16 protein-coding genes and 1 tRNA gene are annotated in these 19,231 nt (G+C 56.2%); 12 read left to right on the top strand and 5 right to left on the bottom strand.

The genetic code is table 11. The features are described from left to right. Positions 1–800: 800 nt before the first annotated feature. Positions 801–1,661, top strand: a complete 861-nt coding sequence (locus Q0601_RS23960) for a phosphoribosyltransferase-like protein (protein ID WP_305292605.1) — start codon at positions 801–803, stop codon at positions 1,659–1,661. A gap of 581 nt (positions 1,662–2,242) precedes the next feature. After that, positions 2,243–3,286 (top strand): reverse transcriptase family protein, encoded by a 1,044-nt coding sequence (locus Q0601_RS23955; protein WP_305292603.1) that lies wholly within the window; start codon positions 2,243–2,245, stop codon positions 3,284–3,286. Positions 3,287–3,530: 244 nt separating this feature from the next. On the opposite strand, the gene Q0601_RS23950 is transcribed toward Q0601_RS23955, so the two are convergent. Further along, entirely contained in the window at positions 3,531–4,211 is a 681-nt protein-coding gene (locus Q0601_RS23950) for a type 1 glutamine amidotransferase domain-containing protein (protein ID WP_274592700.1), read from the bottom strand. A gap of 130 nt (positions 4,212–4,341) precedes the next feature. On the opposite strand from Q0601_RS23950, the gene Q0601_RS23945 reads away from it, so the two are divergent. After that, a complete protein-coding gene (locus Q0601_RS23945) occupies positions 4,342–5,274 on the top strand; it encodes a LysR family transcriptional regulator (RefSeq protein WP_305292597.1) in 933 nt (310 codons plus the stop codon). Positions 5,275–5,604: 330 nt separating this feature from the next. On the opposite strand, the gene Q0601_RS23940 is transcribed toward Q0601_RS23945, so the two are convergent. After that, positions 5,605–6,465: a LysR family transcriptional regulator gene (locus Q0601_RS23940; protein WP_305292595.1), complete on the bottom strand. Its 861-nt coding sequence runs from the start codon at positions 6,463–6,465 to the stop codon at positions 5,605–5,607. A gap of 156 nt (positions 6,466–6,621) precedes the next feature. Between Q0601_RS23940 and Q0601_RS23935 the strand changes: the two genes are divergently transcribed. Beyond that, positions 6,622–7,341 carry a putative quinol monooxygenase gene (locus Q0601_RS23935; protein ID WP_305292593.1) on the top strand — a complete coding sequence of 240 codons (720 nt, stop codon included), beginning with the start codon at positions 6,622–6,624 and terminating at the stop codon, positions 7,339–7,341. Between the two features lie 485 nt (positions 7,342–7,826). Here Q0601_RS23935 and Q0601_RS23930 read toward each other — a convergent pair whose 3' ends face one another. Continuing rightward, positions 7,827–9,077: a hypothetical protein gene (locus Q0601_RS23930; RefSeq protein ID WP_305292591.1), complete on the bottom strand. Its 1,251-nt coding sequence runs from the start codon at positions 9,075–9,077 to the stop codon at positions 7,827–7,829. 156 nt (positions 9,078–9,233) lie between these two features. On the opposite strand from Q0601_RS23930, the gene Q0601_RS23925 reads away from it, so the two are divergent. From Q0601_RS23925 to Q0601_RS23915, 3 genes are all read left to right on the top strand, one after another. Continuing rightward, a complete protein-coding gene (locus tag Q0601_RS23925) occupies positions 9,234–9,674 on the top strand; it encodes a hypothetical protein (RefSeq protein WP_305292589.1) in 441 nt (146 codons plus the stop codon). 253 nt (positions 9,675–9,927) lie between these two features. After that, positions 9,928–10,281, top strand: coding sequence for a DUF2200 domain-containing protein (locus tag Q0601_RS23920; RefSeq protein ID WP_305292585.1), 354 nt, complete (start codon positions 9,928–9,930; stop codon positions 10,279–10,281). Between the two features lie 848 nt (positions 10,282–11,129). Further along, the gene (locus tag Q0601_RS23915) at positions 11,130–12,032 is read left to right on the top strand and encodes an ArdC family protein (protein WP_305292583.1); all 903 of its coding nucleotides are present in this window, start codon (positions 11,130–11,132) and stop codon (positions 12,030–12,032) included. A 57-nt stretch (positions 12,033–12,089) separates the two neighbouring features. On the opposite strand, the gene Q0601_RS23910 is transcribed toward Q0601_RS23915, so the two are convergent. After that, positions 12,090–12,308: a PIN domain-containing protein gene (locus tag Q0601_RS23910; protein ID WP_305292581.1), complete on the bottom strand. Its 219-nt coding sequence runs from the start codon at positions 12,306–12,308 to the stop codon at positions 12,090–12,092. 138 nt (positions 12,309–12,446) lie between these two features. On the opposite strand from Q0601_RS23910, the gene Q0601_RS23905 reads away from it, so the two are divergent. The 5 genes from Q0601_RS23905 (at position 12,447) to Q0601_RS23885 (ending at position 19,164) form a co-directional block, all read left to right on the top strand. Then, positions 12,447–13,289 carry an isocitrate lyase/PEP mutase family protein gene (locus Q0601_RS23905; protein WP_305292579.1) on the top strand — a complete coding sequence of 281 codons (843 nt, stop codon included), beginning with the start codon at positions 12,447–12,449 and terminating at the stop codon, positions 13,287–13,289. 651 nt (positions 13,290–13,940) lie between these two features. After that, positions 13,941–14,912, top strand: coding sequence for an SMEK domain-containing protein (locus Q0601_RS23900; RefSeq protein WP_305292577.1), 972 nt, complete (start codon positions 13,941–13,943; stop codon positions 14,910–14,912). 227 nt (positions 14,913–15,139) lie between these two features. Then, entirely contained in the window at positions 15,140–16,849 is a 1,710-nt protein-coding gene (locus tag Q0601_RS23895) for a DUF2326 domain-containing protein (RefSeq protein WP_305292575.1), read from the top strand. A gap of 374 nt (positions 16,850–17,223) precedes the next feature. Then, positions 17,224–17,412, top strand: coding sequence for a hypothetical protein (locus Q0601_RS23890; RefSeq protein ID WP_305292572.1), 189 nt, complete (start codon positions 17,224–17,226; stop codon positions 17,410–17,412). Positions 17,413–17,427: 15 nt separating this feature from the next. Next, complete coding sequence (locus Q0601_RS23885; RefSeq protein WP_305292607.1) at positions 17,428–19,164, top strand: recombinase family protein; 1,737 nt, start codon at positions 17,428–17,430, stop codon at positions 19,162–19,164. On the opposite strand, the gene Q0601_RS23880 is transcribed toward Q0601_RS23885, so the two are convergent. Further along, positions 19,121–19,197 (bottom strand) — tRNA-Met (locus tag Q0601_RS23880). The genes Q0601_RS23885 and Q0601_RS23880 overlap by 44 nt on opposite strands. Positions 19,198–19,231: the final 34 nt, after the last annotated feature.

Raw genomic sequence — 19,231 nt, 5'->3', positions numbered from 1 at the left:
CCCCCCCACCCCGGCGCACCCCCCCCCCGCGGCCGCGCCGTGCTCCCCGCATAATTAGCGGCCCCCCCCCCCGCCGCCCCCCCCACCCCCCCCGGGCGCGGCCCCCACGGCATGCGATAAACCGAGAGCCGCCGATGCCTTGTTTGAACGGAACATGTGGAGCATCGTTTCCGGAGCTGTCATTGCGGCGACCTGCAACTACCGCTGTCATAACTCGGGTTCGCCGGTCATCCGGTTGAATGGCGGCGATGCCGAGGATGCCCATCACCGATGATCTGTTCGTCACTAAATCTGCGTTTCATAGTCCATCCTCGTTGAAGACGGATTACTAACAGCTCTGTGGCCCGATTTCAGGGGGCTGGGTCAAAATCTTTCCTGCACCGCAGCAAATGCAAAAAGCCTGATGATAAAGGCGCTTACGCCAACCACGAGCGACAAGATTCTGCGTGCGCAAACGCGTGTTTTTCAACAGAATGGGCGGAAAGCTGCCGTTCGCTGCATCCCAGCCGAACGTCAGCTACGCGCAGCGAAGTATTCTCTGCGAAGTCACGGAAGCCGGCCAGGGAACTCGCGAGCCCGGTCCTGGAGCCGTCATTCGTGCAATCTGGAAAATAATGCGGTGTCCGGCCTGCCTCAGAAGTTGAACCATTGCGGCTTTGGCTCTGTTTTCCACAAAGCGACGAGCAAGGCGATTGTGGTCAAGCACACCGCCTCTGCATGGTAATCGATAGAACTTGACTACAACCGCTCTGTGCCGGAGTGTATGCTGAGGTATAGAGGTGCTCCAACAGAAAAATATAATGAAGAAGCATATTAGACTTGAAGAGAGCTTGTCTGAGACTGTCTTTGATCGACTATTGAATATTTCAAAATCTCAAAGGTGGCTTGTGCGCAGGAACGAAAAGCTGAATGAGCTATTTGAAAGTTGCTCATGCAAAGATGAGCAACTGTTTCTGTGTGATATTCTCGATCGCTTCACATATATCGATAGTGATACTCTTGCCGATAGCCTGGCGGAGTTGGGGGAAAAGATATCCATCACATGGGGATGCACACCTGAAAATACCCTTATTGTCGCAATGGATAAATCTCGGTACGCGGATAGCTCAAGTGCGATTGCTTGGATGATCAAACCAGTTCTGGCTGATTTGGGAGATTGGGGAACACAGACGATTTATAAGAATCTTACTGATGCTATCAATGAAGTAAAAGATGGTCAAAAATTTGTGGTAGTCGATGAGTTCGTTGGTAGTGGGCAAACGCTGTCAGGGCGTCTTAAGTGGATATCCAAGGAGATCACTGAGCAAGGGAAGTCTGTCGAGATCTATGTCGCAACCATTGCAGCTATGGAGATTTGTAGGGGCAAGGACTTTTCTTGTGCAACAGACTTTCATTCAACAATTTGGATGAAGCAGGGGCTGAACGATTATTATAGTGACGAAGATCTAGAAGCTGCGGTAGCGATGATGCTTGGTATGGAGGCTTTGCTTCTCCCCGTACATAACTTCACTAAGTTAAGTAAATATTCATTGGGTTACAAGAAAACACAAAGTACGTATTACTTGGAGAATGGAAACCCTCCAAATAACAACTTTCCAATTTTTTGGTGGAAAATGTGGAAAACGGGAGAGCGTCGCACTCCCTTGATACCAAGGGTGTAGAATGAGTAGCTGCCAATCAGTAATCCTCAAAGAAGCATGCAAGGCTGCTGGCTGGCTTGACCTCTATATGATTCATAAAAGGTATCGATTGTCTCCGTTTCAGATATCGGAAGTGTGTCACAAGCTGTCGCAAGACGGAATAATCGAGACGGAAGGTCGGAAAGTTAGGCTTACGGATGAGGGCAAAGTATGGGTGATCCGGAACCGACGCTCCTTGTTTTCGTCCGAACGTCCATGGGCAAAGCCCAGTTCGTATCTGTTGGCAACTGAAGTGCCGCCAGTAGAACCATATTTGCCGGACTTAAGTCTTCTGGAAGATGAATTCTTCCTAAATATGTTGCCCAAAGAGGTGAACTAAGGTAACTGAAATTCGAGAGGCTCAACGATAGTAACGGGAGGTGCATTCGCCTCCGCTTGTTGAGGTGCGCGTTAGATTTTCTTCACGCGCCTTGCGCAAGAAGCAAGAGATCTAAAGATCTCTTGTTTACTGCATAAAGCAGTAAAGAATATCATATATATTTATTATATATATGATTACTTTTGTATCGTTGAGCCTTCTCAATCCATGTTGAGAAATAGAGATGGATGAAGCCCAATTCGAACAGTGGAAAGAACATTTCGCGGGGCGTGTTGTCGGGCGACGCGGGAGGGCGCTTACACGTTCTTATTTAATGTACATCGAAAACCTTTCAAAGGAAGGGCTTCCACCAATTTTCGAGATGGCTCATTTGGCTCAGTTGATTGGCGTCAAATATGAGCTGCTAGCCGAGATTGCTCATGAACCACACAGGTTCTATCGCACATTTACAATACCGAAGAGATCTGGAGGAATTAGATGTATTGACACACCTCGGCCCATACTTCTCAATATCCAAAGGTGGATCTTTAAGGAAGTTTTGTCAAAATTAAACGCAAGCGAAAATGCGCACGGATTCGAGCGGAACAGGTCGATCATTACGAACGCACGTGTTCACGTTGGCAACGCGGAACTTCTGAAAATTGACATTAAAAACTTCTTTCCATCAGTTGCATTCGAAAAGGTTTTTGAAATTTTTAAAAGAGCGGGGTATCCGAACAATGTATGCAAGGCGTTGTCGAGATTGACTACGAAAAATGGTTGCTTGCCACAAGGTGCTCCTACAAGTCCCATAATAAGCAACTTGTCCTGCGTAGAGATGGACCTTCTTTTGAACAATTCCGCAGAAGAGAGCGGTCTTGTTTACACACGGTATGCCGACGACATGAGTTTTTCGGGAGATCGTATACCTGACGGCATGGAGGAGAGCATTTCGAGCATTGCCTCAAAATTTGGTTTTCAGCTGAATGGTAATAAAACATGCCTTTCAAGAGAAGGGCAACGGAAGATCGTGACCGGTATTTCGATTTCGTCAGGCGAATTGAGGTTGCCAAGATCTTATGTTCGGGAACTTAGAAAACAGGTCCATTTTGTTGTGAACCACGGGATATCCGCACACAGTTCGGTGATCCAAGACAATGACCCACTCCTGATTGATAGGCTGCTCGGAATGGTTGCATTTTGGCTTCAAGTGTCTCCTGAATCTCGGGCCGCCCAAAGGGCAAACGATAGCCTTCGTGAGTACGTTCGAGGATTCGATGCAGCTTGAGGTCTTGTTTCCGATAAAGACGTGATCAAGACGCTGTTTGCGCCGTCATTCGCAGGTATCGCTCAATGATTAGACGTCTGCTTCTTGAAGGGCAATCGATGTCTCGCTTGCGGAAAACGGTCGCTGCGTATTGCACGAATGTGTTGTTTGGCTGAGACCGGTCATCCACTACGCTTGGCGCGAAGGTCGGCTCTGGGCCGGAAGCGACTTGCGCCGCCCATTGCGGGGCGGCGCGATGAGAGACTTAGAGAAGCGCCAGAACCTTCTGTGCCGCCCCCTCCGACGAGGCCGGGTTCTGGCCAGTGACAAGGCGGCCATCGGAAATGGCGTAGGGCTGCCAGTCCGCCACGCCTTCGAAGGTGGCGCCAAGCTCACGCAGCATCGTCTCCAGCAGGAACGGCACCGCCTCGGTCAGGCCGACGGCGTCTTCCTCGCTGTTTGTGAAGGCGGTCACCTTGCGCCCCTTCACGATGGAAACGCCGTTCGCATCCACGACGTTCTTGAAGGCGGCGGGGCCGTGGCAGACCGATGCGACCACCTTGCCGCTGTCCCATGCGGCGCCGATGGCCTTGGCGGCCAGTGCGCTCTCGGCAAGGTCGAACATCGCCCCGTGACCGCCGGGGATGTAGAGCGCGTCGTAAGCGGTGACGTCCTCATCCTCGAGCCGACCGGGGGCTTTCAGCAGCGCCGTGGCCGCCGCGTCGGCGCGGAACCGCGTGACTGAGGCCGGGGCGTCATCCCCCGTCACGTCAGAGTTCGGGTCGATCGGCACGGGCTGGCCGCCCAGCGTAACCAGCGTGACGTCGTGGCCCGCGTCGAGGAACGCGTAGTAGGGGCTGGCCAGCTCTTCGTACCAGACGCCGGTGGGGTTGCCGGTGTCGCCCAGGACGTCAGCGGCGGTGGAGAGGATCAGAATACGTGCCATTTTCGGGCCTCCTTGGTGTATCGCATTGCCCCGTCGATCGTATTCGGGGGCGTCTCAGGCCCCATATGGGCCATTATACAGGAATCGAGAAATTGATGCGCTCCATGTCAGAAATCGATAAACCGGAGGGATGACCGCCGATATCGCCCTTCTGCGCGTCTTCCATGCCGTGATGGAGGAACGCAATGTCACCGCCGCGGCACAGCGCCTTGGCCAATCGCAAAGCACTGTCAGCGCAGCGCTCGCCCGGCTGCGCGTCGCCTTGGGGGATGAGCTGTTCCTGCGCGCCCGCTACGGGGTCGAGCCGACCGAGAAGGCGCTGCAGATCGCGCCCGACATCGCGGCGGGGCTGGACCGGCTGGAGCAAGCCTTCCGCGCCGCCGAACCTTTCGATCCGGCGCAGAGCACGCGACGGTTCCGATTGTTGCTCGGCCCTTATGCCGAGGTCGTTCTGGCCCCGGCCCTGGCCGCGGCCTTTGTGCGTCATGCCCCGAAAGCACAGCTGGAGCTTACTCCGATCGGGCCGGATCTGGATCCGCGTTCGCTTGCGGGGCAGACCTTCGACCTCGCCATCGGGCGGTTTTCTCCGCCCCCGCAAGACCTTGTGGTTTCGGAGCTTTTCACTGACGGCTTCCGCTGCATCGTCGCGCCCGGTGTTCATGGCGTCGGGGCGGCTCTGGACCGCGACCTTTATGAGCGGCTGCCTCATGTCGTGGTGGCGCCGCCTGGCAAATGGCGAACCGGGCTGCAAAAGCTTACCGCCGATGCGGGCCTGCGTCGCAACACCGCCATGGTCGTCTCGCACTTCCTGACGGCGGCGACGACCGTTGCCGACATCGGCGGCATCGCCACGGTGCCGGCCCGTATCGCCGACATGGTCGCCAAGCCTTACGGCCTACGGAACGTGGCGGTTCCCCTGAATTTGGGCAGCTTCCCGACCCAGATTGCGTGGCACCCCCACAACAGGCGCGACCCTCGTAACATCTGGCTTCGCGAGCTGTTGAAGTCGATCGCTTGCGGGAAAAGTGACAGTGGACGAAACGGCCAAGGCGCCAGCAATTAGAAATATTCTGCGTTGCTTGTTCTTTCCAAGGCGCCGGTGCGGTCTTCAGCAATCTGCGCGTGAAATACACTCGATCGGTCGCAGCTGCATGTGCAGCGTCCGCCTTGCGGACCTCGGCCTCGTGGATGATGCTGCGCGGTCCTATGAAAGTCCGGTTTGGGGAAGCTGCGCCGCAGGGGTGGTGGTCCAGACGAATGGCTGGTCAGGGCCGAATGACGACGGCAGGACCTCCGTTGCGAATATGGTCGCCGCGCCGTCGCATGGCGGCTCGGAGCCCAAAGTACCAGTTACTGCACTATGCGCGAATGTCGGCCATCAATGATACTACGCCTACACACGCGCAATCTCACGGATCAGATCATTTGTCTCTGGTCTCGTCGTTTGGTGCCGATAACGAAGAGCAGAAACAGTTCGCGAAATTTCAAGGCCGTCGATGAGTATCGAAACGAGGCCCCTGTCTGCTGGAATTGCCGTGGTTGGCAAAATCACCGCGCCTAATCCCTGCCGCGCGAGTTCGACTAACCAATCCACGCGATTTGACCGATAGGCCGCGTAGAGTTCGTGACCTTGGTCTGCACATGCCCCATGCAACGCATCCCGCATTTCGCAATTGGGTCGATCGAGCATGTCAGTTTCAGCGAGTGTCGAAAGAGAAATAGCGTCTCGTTCAGACAACGGGTGCGACTTGGACACCACAACCTTGTAGGACTCGTCATAGAGCTGGTCTATTCGATAGAGGTCTTCACTGACCGTCGCCGCTGTGACAACGACGTCAAATTTACCCTCTCGCAATCCGGCCAGAAGCTTGGAGGCAGACGCCACGATCAACTCTATTTCGGCTTGCGGCAATCGTGTACGGAAGCGTTCCACGGCGGCTGAAATCCGGTTGTGACCAATCGTTTCGCCAACACCGACAGAAATAGGAACCCGCTCTAGTCGCGTGTGGCGGACGGCTTCTGCCTTAGCTGCCTGCGTTTCGTCATGCGCTTTCTGTAGCCTTGGCTGCATGAGTTTTCCGAGTGCCGTCAACCTGCATCCCGCGCGGTCCCTGACAAACAGATCACCCCCGAGCTCGTGTTCAAGTTTCTTGATCGCGGTCGTCAAGGACGGTTGGGAAACATTTGAGGCGCTAGCGGCATGGGTGAAGTTGCGATGCTGGCAGACAGCCAAAAAATACCTGATCTGGTTCATCTCCACTGCCACAGTCTCCGTCACTTTCCGCCATGAGGTTCACCATAGCACATGTCTATCAAAGAATAGAAGTTCGGGATTGGTGCCTGAGGCATTCGGCATGGGAAAAGGGTGCATCGAAACCAAACACAACGACCTCTCAATCAGGAGGCGACCATGAAAGCCCAAATTCTCAAGACACTCGCCGCTTTGGCCTTGATCACGACATCTGCACCCGCACAGGAAACCCCAATGGAAAATCACACTGCCAGCTACATCGCCATGCCCGCCGCTGAAGGCCAGACCGAAGCATTCGCCGAATTTCTGGCCGGAGCCGCCCCGATTGTCGCGGACACTGAACCAGGCACCGTGCTTTGGTTTGCCTTACAAGCCGACGATACGCTCGCGATCTTTGATATCTTCGTGGATGAAGAAGCGCGCAATGCGCATTTCTCCGGCGCTGTGGCCGCGGCTTTGAACCAAAATGCCGACGCGCTGGTCGCCGGGGGCTGGGACGATGGTGTTGTCGCGAATATCAACAATTCCGATGTCCTGTCGGTGAGGGAACCGGTTGATCTCTACTCGGCCACGACAGCCACGTACATCACGCTCGAAGCAGCACCCGGCAGAGGGCCGGAATTGGCAGCCTTGCTGACCGCAGCTGGTCCCATCGTCGGAGAAACCGAACCCGGCACATTGTTCTGGGCGGCGCTGCAGATTGACGAAACATCCTTCGCAATCTTCGACATCTTCACCAACAATGCTGGCCGTGAAGCACACTTTGCCGGTCAAGTCGCCGGGCTGCTGAACGAACGGGCAGCGGAGTTGGTCGCTGGCGGGTGGGACGACGGTGTGGTCGCTAACGTCCACAACTTCGACATCCTCGCCATCAAGTAACGCGATGTGACAGGAACAAGAGGCGCCTGGTGCAACGCATCAGGCGCTTTGCCGAACGAATTTAGATTCACCGTGAAGCGGTCGTTCGAGTAACTGCAGCGAATTAGCGCTTTTCCCGCACAGTACCAGTTCGATACGGTTTAGATTTTGCGCTCGTGGCGAAAGTCAGCAATGACGGGCTGCATTGCAGCATTTCACGCGGGTGCTGGAAGTCGGCTCCGGGCCGAACCTGCAGTTTCATCTGCATCGGATAACGGGGGCAGCATGCTGCCCGACGCCTCATCATGCGGGGCGCAGAAAGCTTTTGCGCATGGAAAAACGGCTCACCAAGCAATGACCGCTAGGACCCGACCCTTGTCATTCTCTCGGATTTGCATGTTGCGCCCCGCATGAATCACCGCTTCAGTGAAAACTGCCCAGCGGTGTAGATCCCCGTCCCCAAAGTTCGGTGTGGGCCGCCCAGATCACCCCCTGCCTTTGCCGACCTACTCACTCCCTTTTCCTGCATCGATCATCGCCAACCTCACCCGGAGCCGCCTGATCATCGGATCATCCTGACCGTCTCGCTCAGTCATCATCCGGCGCAACTCATCGATGGCCCAGGCTGTCTTGCCCAGCCGGGCGCATGCCTCCATGAGGTGCTCCACCGCCTCGTCGAGATCGGCCGGGCTGGTGTCGTACCCGCGGCCAGCAAGCAAATGCATGATGGCCTGCAGGGCCACCTGGACCGCGAAGGCAGGATCTCGAGCCTCAAAATCCCTCGCGGCGCGGATCAGGGTTGCCGGGGCGGCCTCCGAATCTCGCGCGCAGACAAGCGCGATGTCGAGATATCCTGCGGTCTTGGCGGCCGCGAACCATTTGCCCTTGCGTCCATGCAGGGCGATCAGGTCTTCCAGAATCGCGCGGCCATCACACTCGGGATAACGTTTCACCAAATCGCGCCACATGGCCAACCATGTGGCGCCGGCCGCGTTGGGCAGGCCGAAACGCCGATAGGCCTCGTCCTTCCTGGCCTGTCGTCGCAGAATCGCTTCGCAGAACAGGGCGATGTCGTGGCGGCCCCAGCCTTGCGGGTCGTTGTCCAGCAATTGCGCGGCCCGGGCAAGGGCCACGTCTTCCTGTCCCTGGCGCAGCAACGCCTCGGCGGCGAATTTTTCATCGAACCAGAGCCGGGTTTTCTTTACCGCCAGCAATGCCAGCAACTCGTGATATCGTCCGGCCTCGAGCAGACAGGACAATGTCAGCGTGGCTGTCGGGACATGGGAAAATCGCGCGTGGTCCGACCAGGCCGCCTCGATCAGGGCGAGATCGCGATCCGCATGCTCGTTCATCAGTGCTGGAAAGACAGCAATCTCACCGAACCGATCCGAGAGCGGAGCAAGGTAATCCACCCCGTCGTTCTGGATTGCGGTGCGCAACCGCTCCAGCCATTTCACCCGCGTCACTTCATCGGCAGGGGCGTCGATCAGAACCGGTAGCAGTCCTTCGAGGGTTCTGTTCACTGCCGTGCCCAGGGCTCCGGAGGAGGTGTCGATATGCGCGAAGGCGGGCCAGATCCGTTCGGCCAGTGCGACCACGCCCTCTGCCGCGGCCTCCGGATCGGCGCGGTTCACCGCCCGGATCTCGGTACCGGCCGATTTCAGGTGCTGGATGGCTTTCGCCGAGCCGCGCCAACCGAGGGTACCTGCGCGCATGCCGAGCTTGAACGCCCATTTCCGTGACGTCTTGCGCGCCATGACCTCTCCTCTGTTGCCCCACGTCAGGAGCGTGGCACAGGGGATTGTGGGAATAAAGGCCTGGGGATTGCTCGCTGCCTGGGCCGTTCGGGCCGGTCCCGCTTGACCCGGCCTGCCATGTCGCGTTGATGGGGCCGGTAAAACGGAGATGCATTCATGGCCGGGGACAAGGAGATACGCGAGAAGCTGGCGAAGCTTGAGGCGCTGTTCGCGCGGGGGGCGACCGCGGGTGAACGGGCGGCGGCCGGAGCGGCACGCGATCGTCTCCAGGCAAAGCTCGCCTTCGAGCTGGAGGCCGATGACGGGCCTGAGACCGAGATGCAATATTCCCTGCCGGATGTCTGGTCGGTTCGGATCTTCGTCGCGCTTTGCCGCAAGCACGGCATCCACCCCTACCGTTATCCCCGGCAACGCCGCACCACGGTCATGGTTCGCGTCCGGCAATCACGCTTCGAGCGAACGGTCGCCGGGGAGTTCCGCATGTTGCACCGGGAGCTGACCGCCTATTTCAATGAAACAGTGGAGCATCTGATCGCCGATGCGATGAGATCGGATGGCGATGACGAGACGCTGGAGCAGAATCAACTGCCGGGATGATCCGGTCTTCTCTGGGACCATGATCATGAGATGGAGCCTGGAGGCGGTTTTGAACGGTATAAAGGTAACCGTCATTGCGGAACATGAGGCTGCCATGCAATCGACGCTGGCCAGTCTTGCTGCCCTCGTCGCGTAGAGTGCATCCATTCCCGCCGCAGGAGTGCCGTATAGACGCCGGAGCGCGGAAATCCTGTTGACGAAGCGGCGGGCCGTCAGGTTCCCTCGGTCATGATATCCGGGATCAGGAGGCAGGATGGCAAAGCACAGGATTTTCACGACGAGCTTCGCCAGCGTTTATCCGCATTACGTGGCGAAGGCGGAGAAAAAGGGTCGGACCAGGAACGAGGTTGATGAAATAATTCTCTGGCTGACGGGCTACAGTCAGGAGGTACTGGCGGCCCGGCTGGAAGACCAGATGGATTTCGAGACCTTTTTCGCCGACGCGCCTCATCTGAACCCGGCACGAGGCTTGATCAGGGGCGTGGTTTGCGGCGTTCGAGTGGAGGATATCAAAGAGCCGACCATGCGGGAAATCCACTATCTGGACAAGTTGATCGACGAATTGGCTAGAGGAAAGGCGATGGAGACGATTCTGCGGAAGGCATGAGCCATCCGGGCTATCGCCGTGAGTATACGTCCCAGTGGTTTGTTGCCACTGGTCGACGCAGAACAGCAATTTGAACAGACAACATATTCACTCCCTCATTTTTCGCAAAGACTGAGTGGTTTGTGACCTCATGCACCATCACTGGATCTGGTGATTGACGGATGGAAACCAGGCGGCAGCGGGCTTGTTTTGCCTCGCTGCAGTCAGACCACCCATTCGCTGTGATTGACGCGACGAGACATGGCAAAGGTTGTTGGTGCGGTTCGCTTGAGAGTGCTTGCTGCCCCGGCGCGCGATGGATGCGTTGCCAGAGCTGTGCAGCGGAAACCGGCTTGTCCCCGTAGGTCAGTCAGCCTGCCGTTCCCGCCACGACAAGTTTGGCGTGACAGGGAGGCGCAAAGCGCCCTCGGTTCTGCGGGAATCCCGGCTCAGGCCGGGATCGCGGTGAAACAACGGCCGTGCCTGAGGATCGACGCGGGCCACGCGCAGGCGCGTACCCCACGCTCACCTCCCGCCCGACAGCTTATCGTTTGGTGGTGTCCGCCTGACAGGCCGCCCCCATCGGGTCAACCTTGCCCATCCACGAAAACCGCCACCGATTTCCCCTACCCGGTGGGCATTCCTCGCGAGCCAAATCGCCGGCGGTTTTCGCGGCAGACATTCCTGGCGTGAATGTGGGCGTTGACCAGCCCGGTCCGGCCCGCAGGCCGGGCTGGCGCCCTCACCTGCTCCGTCCAGCCGAAATGCATGGGGCGCATTTCAGCAGACAGATCACGCGAGGCCCCGCCACTGCGGACAGGGGCATCAGGTCCCGGCCGCGTGTCGCACGGGAAGAGAAAGGACATCCGATGGCCCGGAATTTCGATATCAAGCAACATGTCACCGACACCATCATCGCCCAGATCGAGGCCGGCACGCCGCCATGGCGCAAACCCTGGACCGGGGATCCGAGTGGCGCCAGCTTTCCGCTGCGCCATAATGGCGAGACCTATAACGGCATCAATATCCTGATGCTCTGGGCCACCGCCCATCAGCGGGGATACAGCTCGGCCCGCTGGATGACCTTCAAGCAGGCGGTCGAACTGGATGGATCGGTTCGCAAGGGTGAGAAGGCGGCGAAATCCGTCTTCTATGGTGCGATTGAGCGGGAAGACGAGGAAGCAGAGGACGGCGAAGAGGGCAAGCGCCGGATCCGCTTCGCCAGGGTCAACAATGTCTTCAATGTCGATCAGATCGACGGGTTGCCGGAGGAATATTATATCCGACCCGAGCCGCCCCGCGATCTCGGCACGCAGGCCGATCCGGAGCTGGAGATCTTCTTCGCCCGGACCGGGGCCGAGATCATCACCTCGGAAGAGCCACGCGCCTATTACCATCCGGTGAAGGATCACATCCACATGCCGCCGATTGCAAGTTTCTTCAACGCGACCGGGTATTACGGCACCCTGGCGCATGAATTGGTTCACTATGTTTGCGGATCAACGCGGTTGGCCACGCAGAAGGCTCATGCCAGCCGGATGGAATATGCCTTCGACGAGTTGGTCGACGAGATCGGCGCCTGTTTCCTTGCCGTGCAGTTGGGGGTGGAGCCGCAATTCGATCAGAGTGCCGCCTATGTCGAGGGCTGGTTGCGCGCGATGAAGTCAGACAGGGAGATGATCTTCAAGGCCGCGGCCGAAGCGCAGAAAGCCGTGGATTTCATCAACCAGACGGTCGGCGAACGCGACAGATCTGGACAGGATGCCGCGTGAGCGGCGCCAAACCAATAGACGCTGCCGCCAATGCGGCAGCGTCAATCCGGCTGATGGTCATGGCAGCCGCGCCTTGCAATATCCGGCAGCCTGCGCCGCCTTCACGAATTTCCGGTCGAAACTCGGGGAACCCGCACAATGCGCGGATTTCCCCAAATGCAGCGCATCGGCGAAATCCATGCCGCGCTCCGTCGGCTCCGGCACTACGGCGACGATCGCCGCTTCTTCGATGGTGACGCTCGGCAGGTCGCCGAAGGCGCGCAAGGCCTGGGCCACGTCCTTGCGCTTGTAACCATGGGTGCCATAAGGAGAGCGTAATATCCGCGAATAGCATGATCATGTTGATGGCAAATATGTGTTCCCGATATGTTCTTGTCGGTATATGCTGCTCGAAATCTTTCTACGGAGAAAACCATGTCAGTTCAGCAGGCTAGGTTCAGGCAGTTCAAAGCCCTTCATGAACAGGATCATGCCTTTGTCATGCCCAATCCCTGGGATGCCGGCTCGGCGCGTCTCCTCACCAGTCTGGGATTCGCGGCGCTGGCGACCACGAGTGCTGGATATGCCTTCTCGAAAGGCAAGCGGGATTCTTTTGCAGGTCTTTCCAGACGCGAGGTCCTCGACAATGCCGCGGAAATCGCTGGAGCGACGGAGCTCCCGGTCTCCGCTGATCTCGAAGACGGTTTCGGTGCCGATCCGGAAACCTGTGCCGAAACCATCCGCATGGCCTCCGCGATCGGGCTGGTTGGCGGATCGATCGAGGACGCCACAGGTGATGCTGATGCTCCGATATACGAGTTATCCCACGCGGTCGAACGTATCCGGGCCGCAGCGGAAGCCACGCGCGATTTACCCTTCCTGTTGACCGCGAGGGCAGAGAATTATCTCTGGGGAAGGCCGGATTTGAACGACACGATTGCCCGGCTTCAGGCTTTCTGCGAGGCGGGGGCCGATGTCGTGTACGCGCCCGGGCTTCCCTATATCGAGGCAATCAGGACCGTGTGCCGAGCAGTGGACAAGCCGGTCAATGTCGTCATGGGGCTCAGGGGCAATAATTACTCGGTTGCCGAACTGTCCGGGGCCGGAGTGCGCCGGATCAGCGTCGGTGGCTCCTTCGCGCGAGCCTCATTTGGTGCGCTGAAGCGGGCTGCAGAGGAGGTGAAATCCTCCGGCACATTCGGCTATGCAGCGGATGCAATCTCCGGTGACGTCATGGCACAGCTCATGTCACAGGAGAAAAGCACTGACCGCCGGTAACCGGAGTATCCTCATCTCGAAACCGGCCTGTTTAGTGAATCTTCTGCTACCGGCTTGTCTTGGACACACATGGATTATATCCCCATCGGCATTTCGATGCCGGATGTCCGGTCGATGTCGTAAAGAGCTCGAGCTGCTGTGGGCAGCTTGTTCCGCAGGTGCAGAAGGCCGGTCGCAGCCCTTTCACGACATTCATGCCAGGTGCAGCATTGCTTTCACTGCATTTGCGGCATTCCGCAGCCGATTTCCCCGAAACAGTCGTTCAAATGCCGATACGGTGCTGAAGGTTGCTGCGGACTGCATAGTTGGCAGCGAAGCGCAGAAAGCGGCCGGTGCAAAGTTGCGAACTGTGGTCGCCCTTCAGGACATGACCGGCCCAAACCGGACTCTTGGTGCTGATCGTCAATGCTGCGGTCGCATCCAGCGTTCCGGCCATTCGCTGCGAGCGTAAAATTTTAGACTATCCGAACTGAAATTGTACTGCTAAAGCAACGCTTCGTCGCAAGATCTTTAGGAATTATCACCGAAGTCGAAGAAACACTCGCGTTGCGAGCCAAACGAACTCATCGGTTTATTTTGTGTCAGCATTGTTAAAGAAGGTTGACCAAACTCAGGTCTCCCTTCAACTTGAACGCGAGGAGTAGATTAGTCATGGTGCTTCGCAGGGATGCGGACCGAGATCTCATACGAGACCGGTTCGCTATATTAAGAAACGCGATTGAGAGCGACGTGTCGCTCAATATCACAGGATTGAATATCTCGGTGGAGAATTTCTTTCGTGATCTGTTAAATCTTATTTTGGATGGAAATTTCAAGAACCTGAATGCTGTTTTAGGAAATACGGCGGCTATTGATCTCGCTGATGCCGGTTTGAACCACTGCATCCAAATTACATCTACTTCAGACAAGTCGAAGATAGACAAGACCCTTAAAAAATTCGTGGAGCATGCGCTTCATCAGAAGTATAATCGGCTCACAGTTTTCATCGCTACAAAAAAGAAAGCCTATAAATCATCTAGTTTCACTGATCCGACCGGAGCCTTCTCGATAATCGAGAAAGAAGACGTTTGGGATTGGAACAACGTCATGAAGATGATCGATGATCTTGAACAGTCCAAGCTAGTTGCTGTTCGCGACTTCGTAGAAATGGGAATCCGTGTAGAGCCAAGCAAGGTTCCACAGAAGGAGGTCGCTACACTATTCGCTTTGATGGAGGTATTGAGCGACGAAACGCATGAACAAGCAGGTAAAGGGAACTCGGCAAACCCAGATCCCGACAACAAAATCGAAAAGCGTTTTTCCGAACATGCGCGCTTCCTGAAGAGGGAGTACGCGAATTACTATGTTGAGTACGGTGCAGTATTAGAGGACGCCTACAAGGGTATAGACCTCGGGTCTGCGAGGATGCGACGCCTCGGCCTACACCTTGGTACCAAGAGCGACGAACTACTCGCCGCTAGCGGCAACGACCCGAAGTTAGCCCTGAACAATTTGGTTGAGCATTATCTCAAAATCCTTCAAGAGCATGGCAGGGCATCTGACGAGGGAGCAGTAAGGTTCTTTCTTCTGGATCAGATGATCAAATGTCATGTGTTCCCTAATCAGGTGCTTGAAAGTGTCTAACTTATTTTCCACAAATGAGAAAGTTTTTTCATTGCCGCCAGTAGTGGGCGTGGAGTTGTTGAAGATACTGGATCGCGGTGGGCGTGGACGAGCTTCTATGTTTGATATTTTTGATGCCCTGAGGAAAAAGCGACAGTTTGCCCCGCGCAGCATATATTTCGCGTTGGCGTTCTTGTATTCGACAGGAATAATCGAGTTTGACGGCGTCTACGTTTGGCGGGTGCAAGATGCTAGCGATTGACCGCCTGTATAGTGAGCCGAAATTGTTTGATGATTTGGTTTTTAGGTCAGGTCTCAACCTGATTCTCGGCGTGCCTAGCGATGACAGCAAAAAAACTAACGGCGTAGGCAAATCGGTTTCGATAGATTTTCTGAATTTTGCGTTGCTGTCTCAGTACTCAGATTCTCGTATCAAAAAGGTTCCTGAAGAAGCCTTTCCTTTGGATGCTAAGGTTTGCATTGACCTCAATGTGTTCGGTAGGAGCGTGATAATTAAACGATCACGGGAAGCCCATAATAAACCAACAATAATACACGACGAGAAATTCCTGAGCTTTGAAAAGCTTGAAGATGCTCAGGCATTCCTATCTGCTTTGGTGTTCGACGGTGTAAGAGAAGAGCACCCGAGCTTCAGGTCAATGCTCGGCATTTTCATTCGCGATGAGCGGTCCGAGTTCAAGTCAATAATTAACGGCTACGATACTAAAAAGCGGATTGCCGACGATTATGGTCCACACCTCTATTTGCTAGGTGCAAGCCTAAAAAAATATAAACGCATCAAAAGGCTTCAAGACGAGATCACCTCAACAGAAACTCAGATAACTAAGCTTAAAGCAGACGTGCAGTTGCTGCGTCAGAAGAAGATTGAAGATGCAAGGTCTGACCTCAATGAGCTTGATGCGGAAGTCACCGCTATAGAGGAAAGTATCGAAAATCTTGAAAACTCAGCGGCATATGACGTCCTTGAAGAGGAGATGTCGGCTCTTGACTCCTCAATCTCCGAACTTCGGCGGAGGTCGGCAATAATTGTTGAGAATTTGGCAAAGCTTGAACCTATCGAGTCTGAACCTGTCGATATTTCAGAAGAGGAGCTGCGCGAGTTCTATAATGGGCTGAAAGTCGGCTTGGGGGACTTGATTTCGCGAGATTTCGGTCAACTCCAAGACTTCAAACAACGAATTTACCGCTTTCAAAATGAGGTAATCTCTGAGCGTCGTGCTGACTTGGAAAATGAGCTGAAAGAGGTTCGCAACTCGCTCAGAGTTCAAGATCGTGAGTACCAAAAGCGACTGAAGCTTCTCGATCAAACCGGCGCTCTTCAGACTTTGAAGCAGACTTTTGCGACATATCAAGAAAAATCAGACCAATTGTCAGACTTGAGAAGCTTCATCACCGGATACGACGCGGCAATATCACAAAAGAGGGAGCAGCAACTCGAAAAAGACATAGAGCTACAACGATTGCAATCCAGCATTGATGATGCGGAAATGATCAAAGATAGCTTTGAACGAACCATCTTGGATATGCATGGCTACGTGATGGGTAATCGTCAGGCGTCGTTTAAGTACATCACCACTTCAAAGAAACAGGTGGTGGAGATTTCATTGAGGATTGATAGCGACGGCAGTCATAGCGTCGAACGTGAGAAGACTTTCATATATGACTTCTCCCTTCTGCAAAACGATTACACCAGCAAACGACATTTTGGGCTTTTGGTGCACGATAATATTTTCGATGTGGACAGCGATACATTGCGCCGGAATTTGAACTACATTGCTGGCCATATGCACGAGTTCCGCGGGCAATACATTCTAACACTAAACTCGGATCGTGCGTCGTCTGATGCTCCAGAGGAAATGACTGCGTTGCAGAGTGCGGTTCGGGCACGTTTCACCAAAGCTAATCGTTTTCTTAAGGTTAGTTACCAAGAGAACTGAAGAACTAGCCAGTGTTTGAAATGTCCGCTTCGCTACGTGTAGCCGCTCTTGGTTCCGATCGCGGCGAACGACCGCTCTCCGCCCTCCTTTCAGTGATCCGAGCCAAACGAGATCGTCGGCGGGCATAGCCCCCTTCGCCCCCCCGCCGAGCGGCCAGCTACTTCCAGAACCCGGGGTGACTTCCCGGTATTTTTACGCCATTCTGCGAGTGCGTCGCCGCGCAGCGCCCGAAGCAGTACGTGTGGCGACGCCGGTTTACGCTGTTGTCCACCGAGGCCCGATATCATGCGCCCGAATTCGCCTGTGATTCCGCCCTTTTCTGCGCCACGATTCAGCTGGCGCGGGTTTCGCCGCGCGGAAGTCGGAGTGAGGCCTTGGCACGGCAGAAGCAGACAGTGGCGGAACGGCTTCGGGTGGTCGTTGAACCAGCCAGGAACTCGGCCACGCCCCTGCCCTCCCCTGACCCACGCCTCGCTGAACTGGTCCAGCTTCTGGCCCGGCAGGCCGCACGGGATTTCGTCGAGGCAGAGGATCACGATGCGCGCGATCATCCCCCCGACTGAACAGGAGGCCCGCGCATGAAGGTCGCGATCTACTCCCGCTATTCCTCCGACAACCAGCGTGACGCATCCATCGCCGACCAGTTCCGCATGTGTCGGCTACGCGCCGAGAAGGAAGGCTGGCAGGTGGTCGAGGAATATTCCGACCATGCCATCTCCGGCTCCAGCATGATCCAGCGCTCCGGCATCCAGGCGCTGATCTTGGATTCTTCGCGTGGCCGGTTCGATATGATCCTGTCCGAGGCGCTAGATCGCATCAGCCGCGACCAGGAGGATATCGCCGGCATCTTCAAGCGCATGTGCTATGCCGATGTGAAGATGTTCACCCTCTCGGAAGGCGAGATCACCCATCTGCATGTCGGGCTCAAGGGCACGATGAACGCGCTGTTCCTGAAGGACCTTGCCGACAAGACCCGTCGTGGCCTGCGCGGCCGGGTCGAGGACGGTAAATCCGGCGGCGGCAACTCCTACGGCTATGACGTGGTGAAGCAGTTCGACACCAATGGCGAGCCGATCCGCGGCGACCGCACCATCAACGAGACACAGGCTGCCGTGATCCGCCGCATCTTCACCGACTACAATTCCGGGCTCTCGTCCCGCAGCATCGCCATGGCGCTGAACCGCGAGGGCATTCCAGGTCCCATGGGCCGCCAATGGGGTCCCTCCACCATCCACGGCAACCGTGAACGTGGCACCGGGATTCTCAATAACGAACTCTATATCGGCCGACTGGTCTGGAACCGGCTGCGCTATCTGAAGGATCCCGATACCGGCCGGCGGGTGTCGCGCCTGAACCCGGAAACAGAATGGGTGGTGCAAGAGGTGCCCGAACTCCGCATCATCGATCAGACCCTTTGGGACGCGACGAAGACCCGACAGGGGGAGCTGGCATTTTCGAAGCGCGCACGTCCCGAGGGAAACCCGCTGACTGACCGGCGCCGCCCAAAGCACCTGTTCGCGGGCCTGATCAAATGCGGCTGTTGTGGCGGCGGCTATTCAATGATCTCGAAGGATCTGCTCGGCTGCTCGACGGCCCGCAACAAGGGCACCTGCGACAACCGAGTCAATATCCGCCGTGATGCGCTCGAGGCCTCGGTCCTGAACGGACTCCGGAAACATCTGATGGAGCCGGAGCTGTTCAAAGAATTCTGCGCCGAATTCACCAGAGAGGTGAACCGGTTGCGAATGGAACGTGGCGCCGATCTGGAGGTGGCACGACGGGAACTTGATAGGATCGGCAAGCAGATTGCCCAGATCATCGAGGCAATCACGGACGGCATGTATCACCCTTCGATGAAGGAGAAGATGACAGCGCTCGAAGCCCGCAAATTCGAACTGGCGGAAAAACTGGCCAATGCCGACGAGCCCCCTCCCCTGCTGCATCCGAACATGGCTACACTCTATGCGCAGAGGATCGCCGAACTCTCCGCGAACCTGCAGCAGGAGGGCAGCCGTGCGCAGGCGGCAGAGATCCTACGATCCCTGATCGAGCAGGTAACTCTGGTGCCGGAGAACGGTGAACTGGCCATCGTACTGCGCGGCGATCTCGGTGCGATCCTGCGTTTCACAGCCGGCAGGAAGGACCCGGATTTCCTGTCGGAGGCCGAGGCCCTGGACAATTTGCTGGCGCAATCGAGCGGATCACGGCGGGCAGTCAGTAGACAAGCAAAAACCTCCGCGGCGGCTGCCTTGGAGGTTTCGCAATTATCGTTGGTTGCGGGGGTAGGATTTGAACCTACGACCTTCAGGTTATGAGCCTGACGAGCTACCGGGCTGCTCTACCCCGCGCCATTTGCATCGCTTTTGGTTGCGCTGCCTGTTT

Source organism: Paracoccus wurundjeri (assembly GCF_030678915.1).
Taxonomy (GTDB): domain Bacteria; phylum Pseudomonadota; class Alphaproteobacteria; order Rhodobacterales; family Rhodobacteraceae; genus Paracoccus; species Paracoccus onubensis_A.
The sequence above is the reverse complement of the archived record's forward strand: the minus strand, read 5'-3'. Positions and strand labels throughout refer to the sequence as shown.

Coding starts and splice junctions, on each gene's coding strand:
- Q0601_RS23900 (WP_305292577.1), top strand. CDS start 13,941: ATGGTGCTTCGCAGGGATGCGGACCGAGATCTCATACGAGACCGGTTC.
- Q0601_RS23925 (WP_305292589.1), top strand. CDS start 9,234: ATGGCCGGGGACAAGGAGATACGCGAGAAGCTGGCGAAGCTTGAGGCG.
- Q0601_RS23960 (WP_305292605.1), top strand. CDS start 801: ATGAAGAAGCATATTAGACTTGAAGAGAGCTTGTCTGAGACTGTCTTT.
- Q0601_RS23930 (WP_305292591.1), bottom strand. CDS start 9,077: ATGGCGCGCAAGACGTCACGGAAATGGGCGTTCAAGCTCGGCATGCGC.
- Q0601_RS23885 (WP_305292607.1), top strand. CDS start 17,428: ATGAAGGTCGCGATCTACTCCCGCTATTCCTCCGACAACCAGCGTGAC.
- Q0601_RS23920 (WP_305292585.1), top strand. CDS start 9,928: ATGGCAAAGCACAGGATTTTCACGACGAGCTTCGCCAGCGTTTATCCG.
- Q0601_RS23940 (WP_305292595.1), bottom strand. CDS start 6,465: ATGAACCAGATCAGGTATTTTTTGGCTGTCTGCCAGCATCGCAACTTC.
- Q0601_RS23895 (WP_305292575.1), top strand. CDS start 15,140: ATGCTAGCGATTGACCGCCTGTATAGTGAGCCGAAATTGTTTGATGAT.
- Q0601_RS23905 (WP_305292579.1), top strand. CDS start 12,447: ATGTCAGTTCAGCAGGCTAGGTTCAGGCAGTTCAAAGCCCTTCATGAA.
- Q0601_RS23950 (WP_274592700.1), bottom strand. CDS start 4,211: ATGGCACGTATTCTGATCCTCTCCACCGCCGCTGACGTCCTGGGCGAC.
- Q0601_RS23945 (WP_305292597.1), top strand. CDS start 4,342: ATGACCGCCGATATCGCCCTTCTGCGCGTCTTCCATGCCGTGATGGAG.
- Q0601_RS23935 (WP_305292593.1), top strand. CDS start 6,622: ATGAAAGCCCAAATTCTCAAGACACTCGCCGCTTTGGCCTTGATCACG.
- Q0601_RS23915 (WP_305292583.1), top strand. CDS start 11,130: ATGGCCCGGAATTTCGATATCAAGCAACATGTCACCGACACCATCATC.
- Q0601_RS23955 (WP_305292603.1), top strand. CDS start 2,243: ATGGATGAAGCCCAATTCGAACAGTGGAAAGAACATTTCGCGGGGCGT.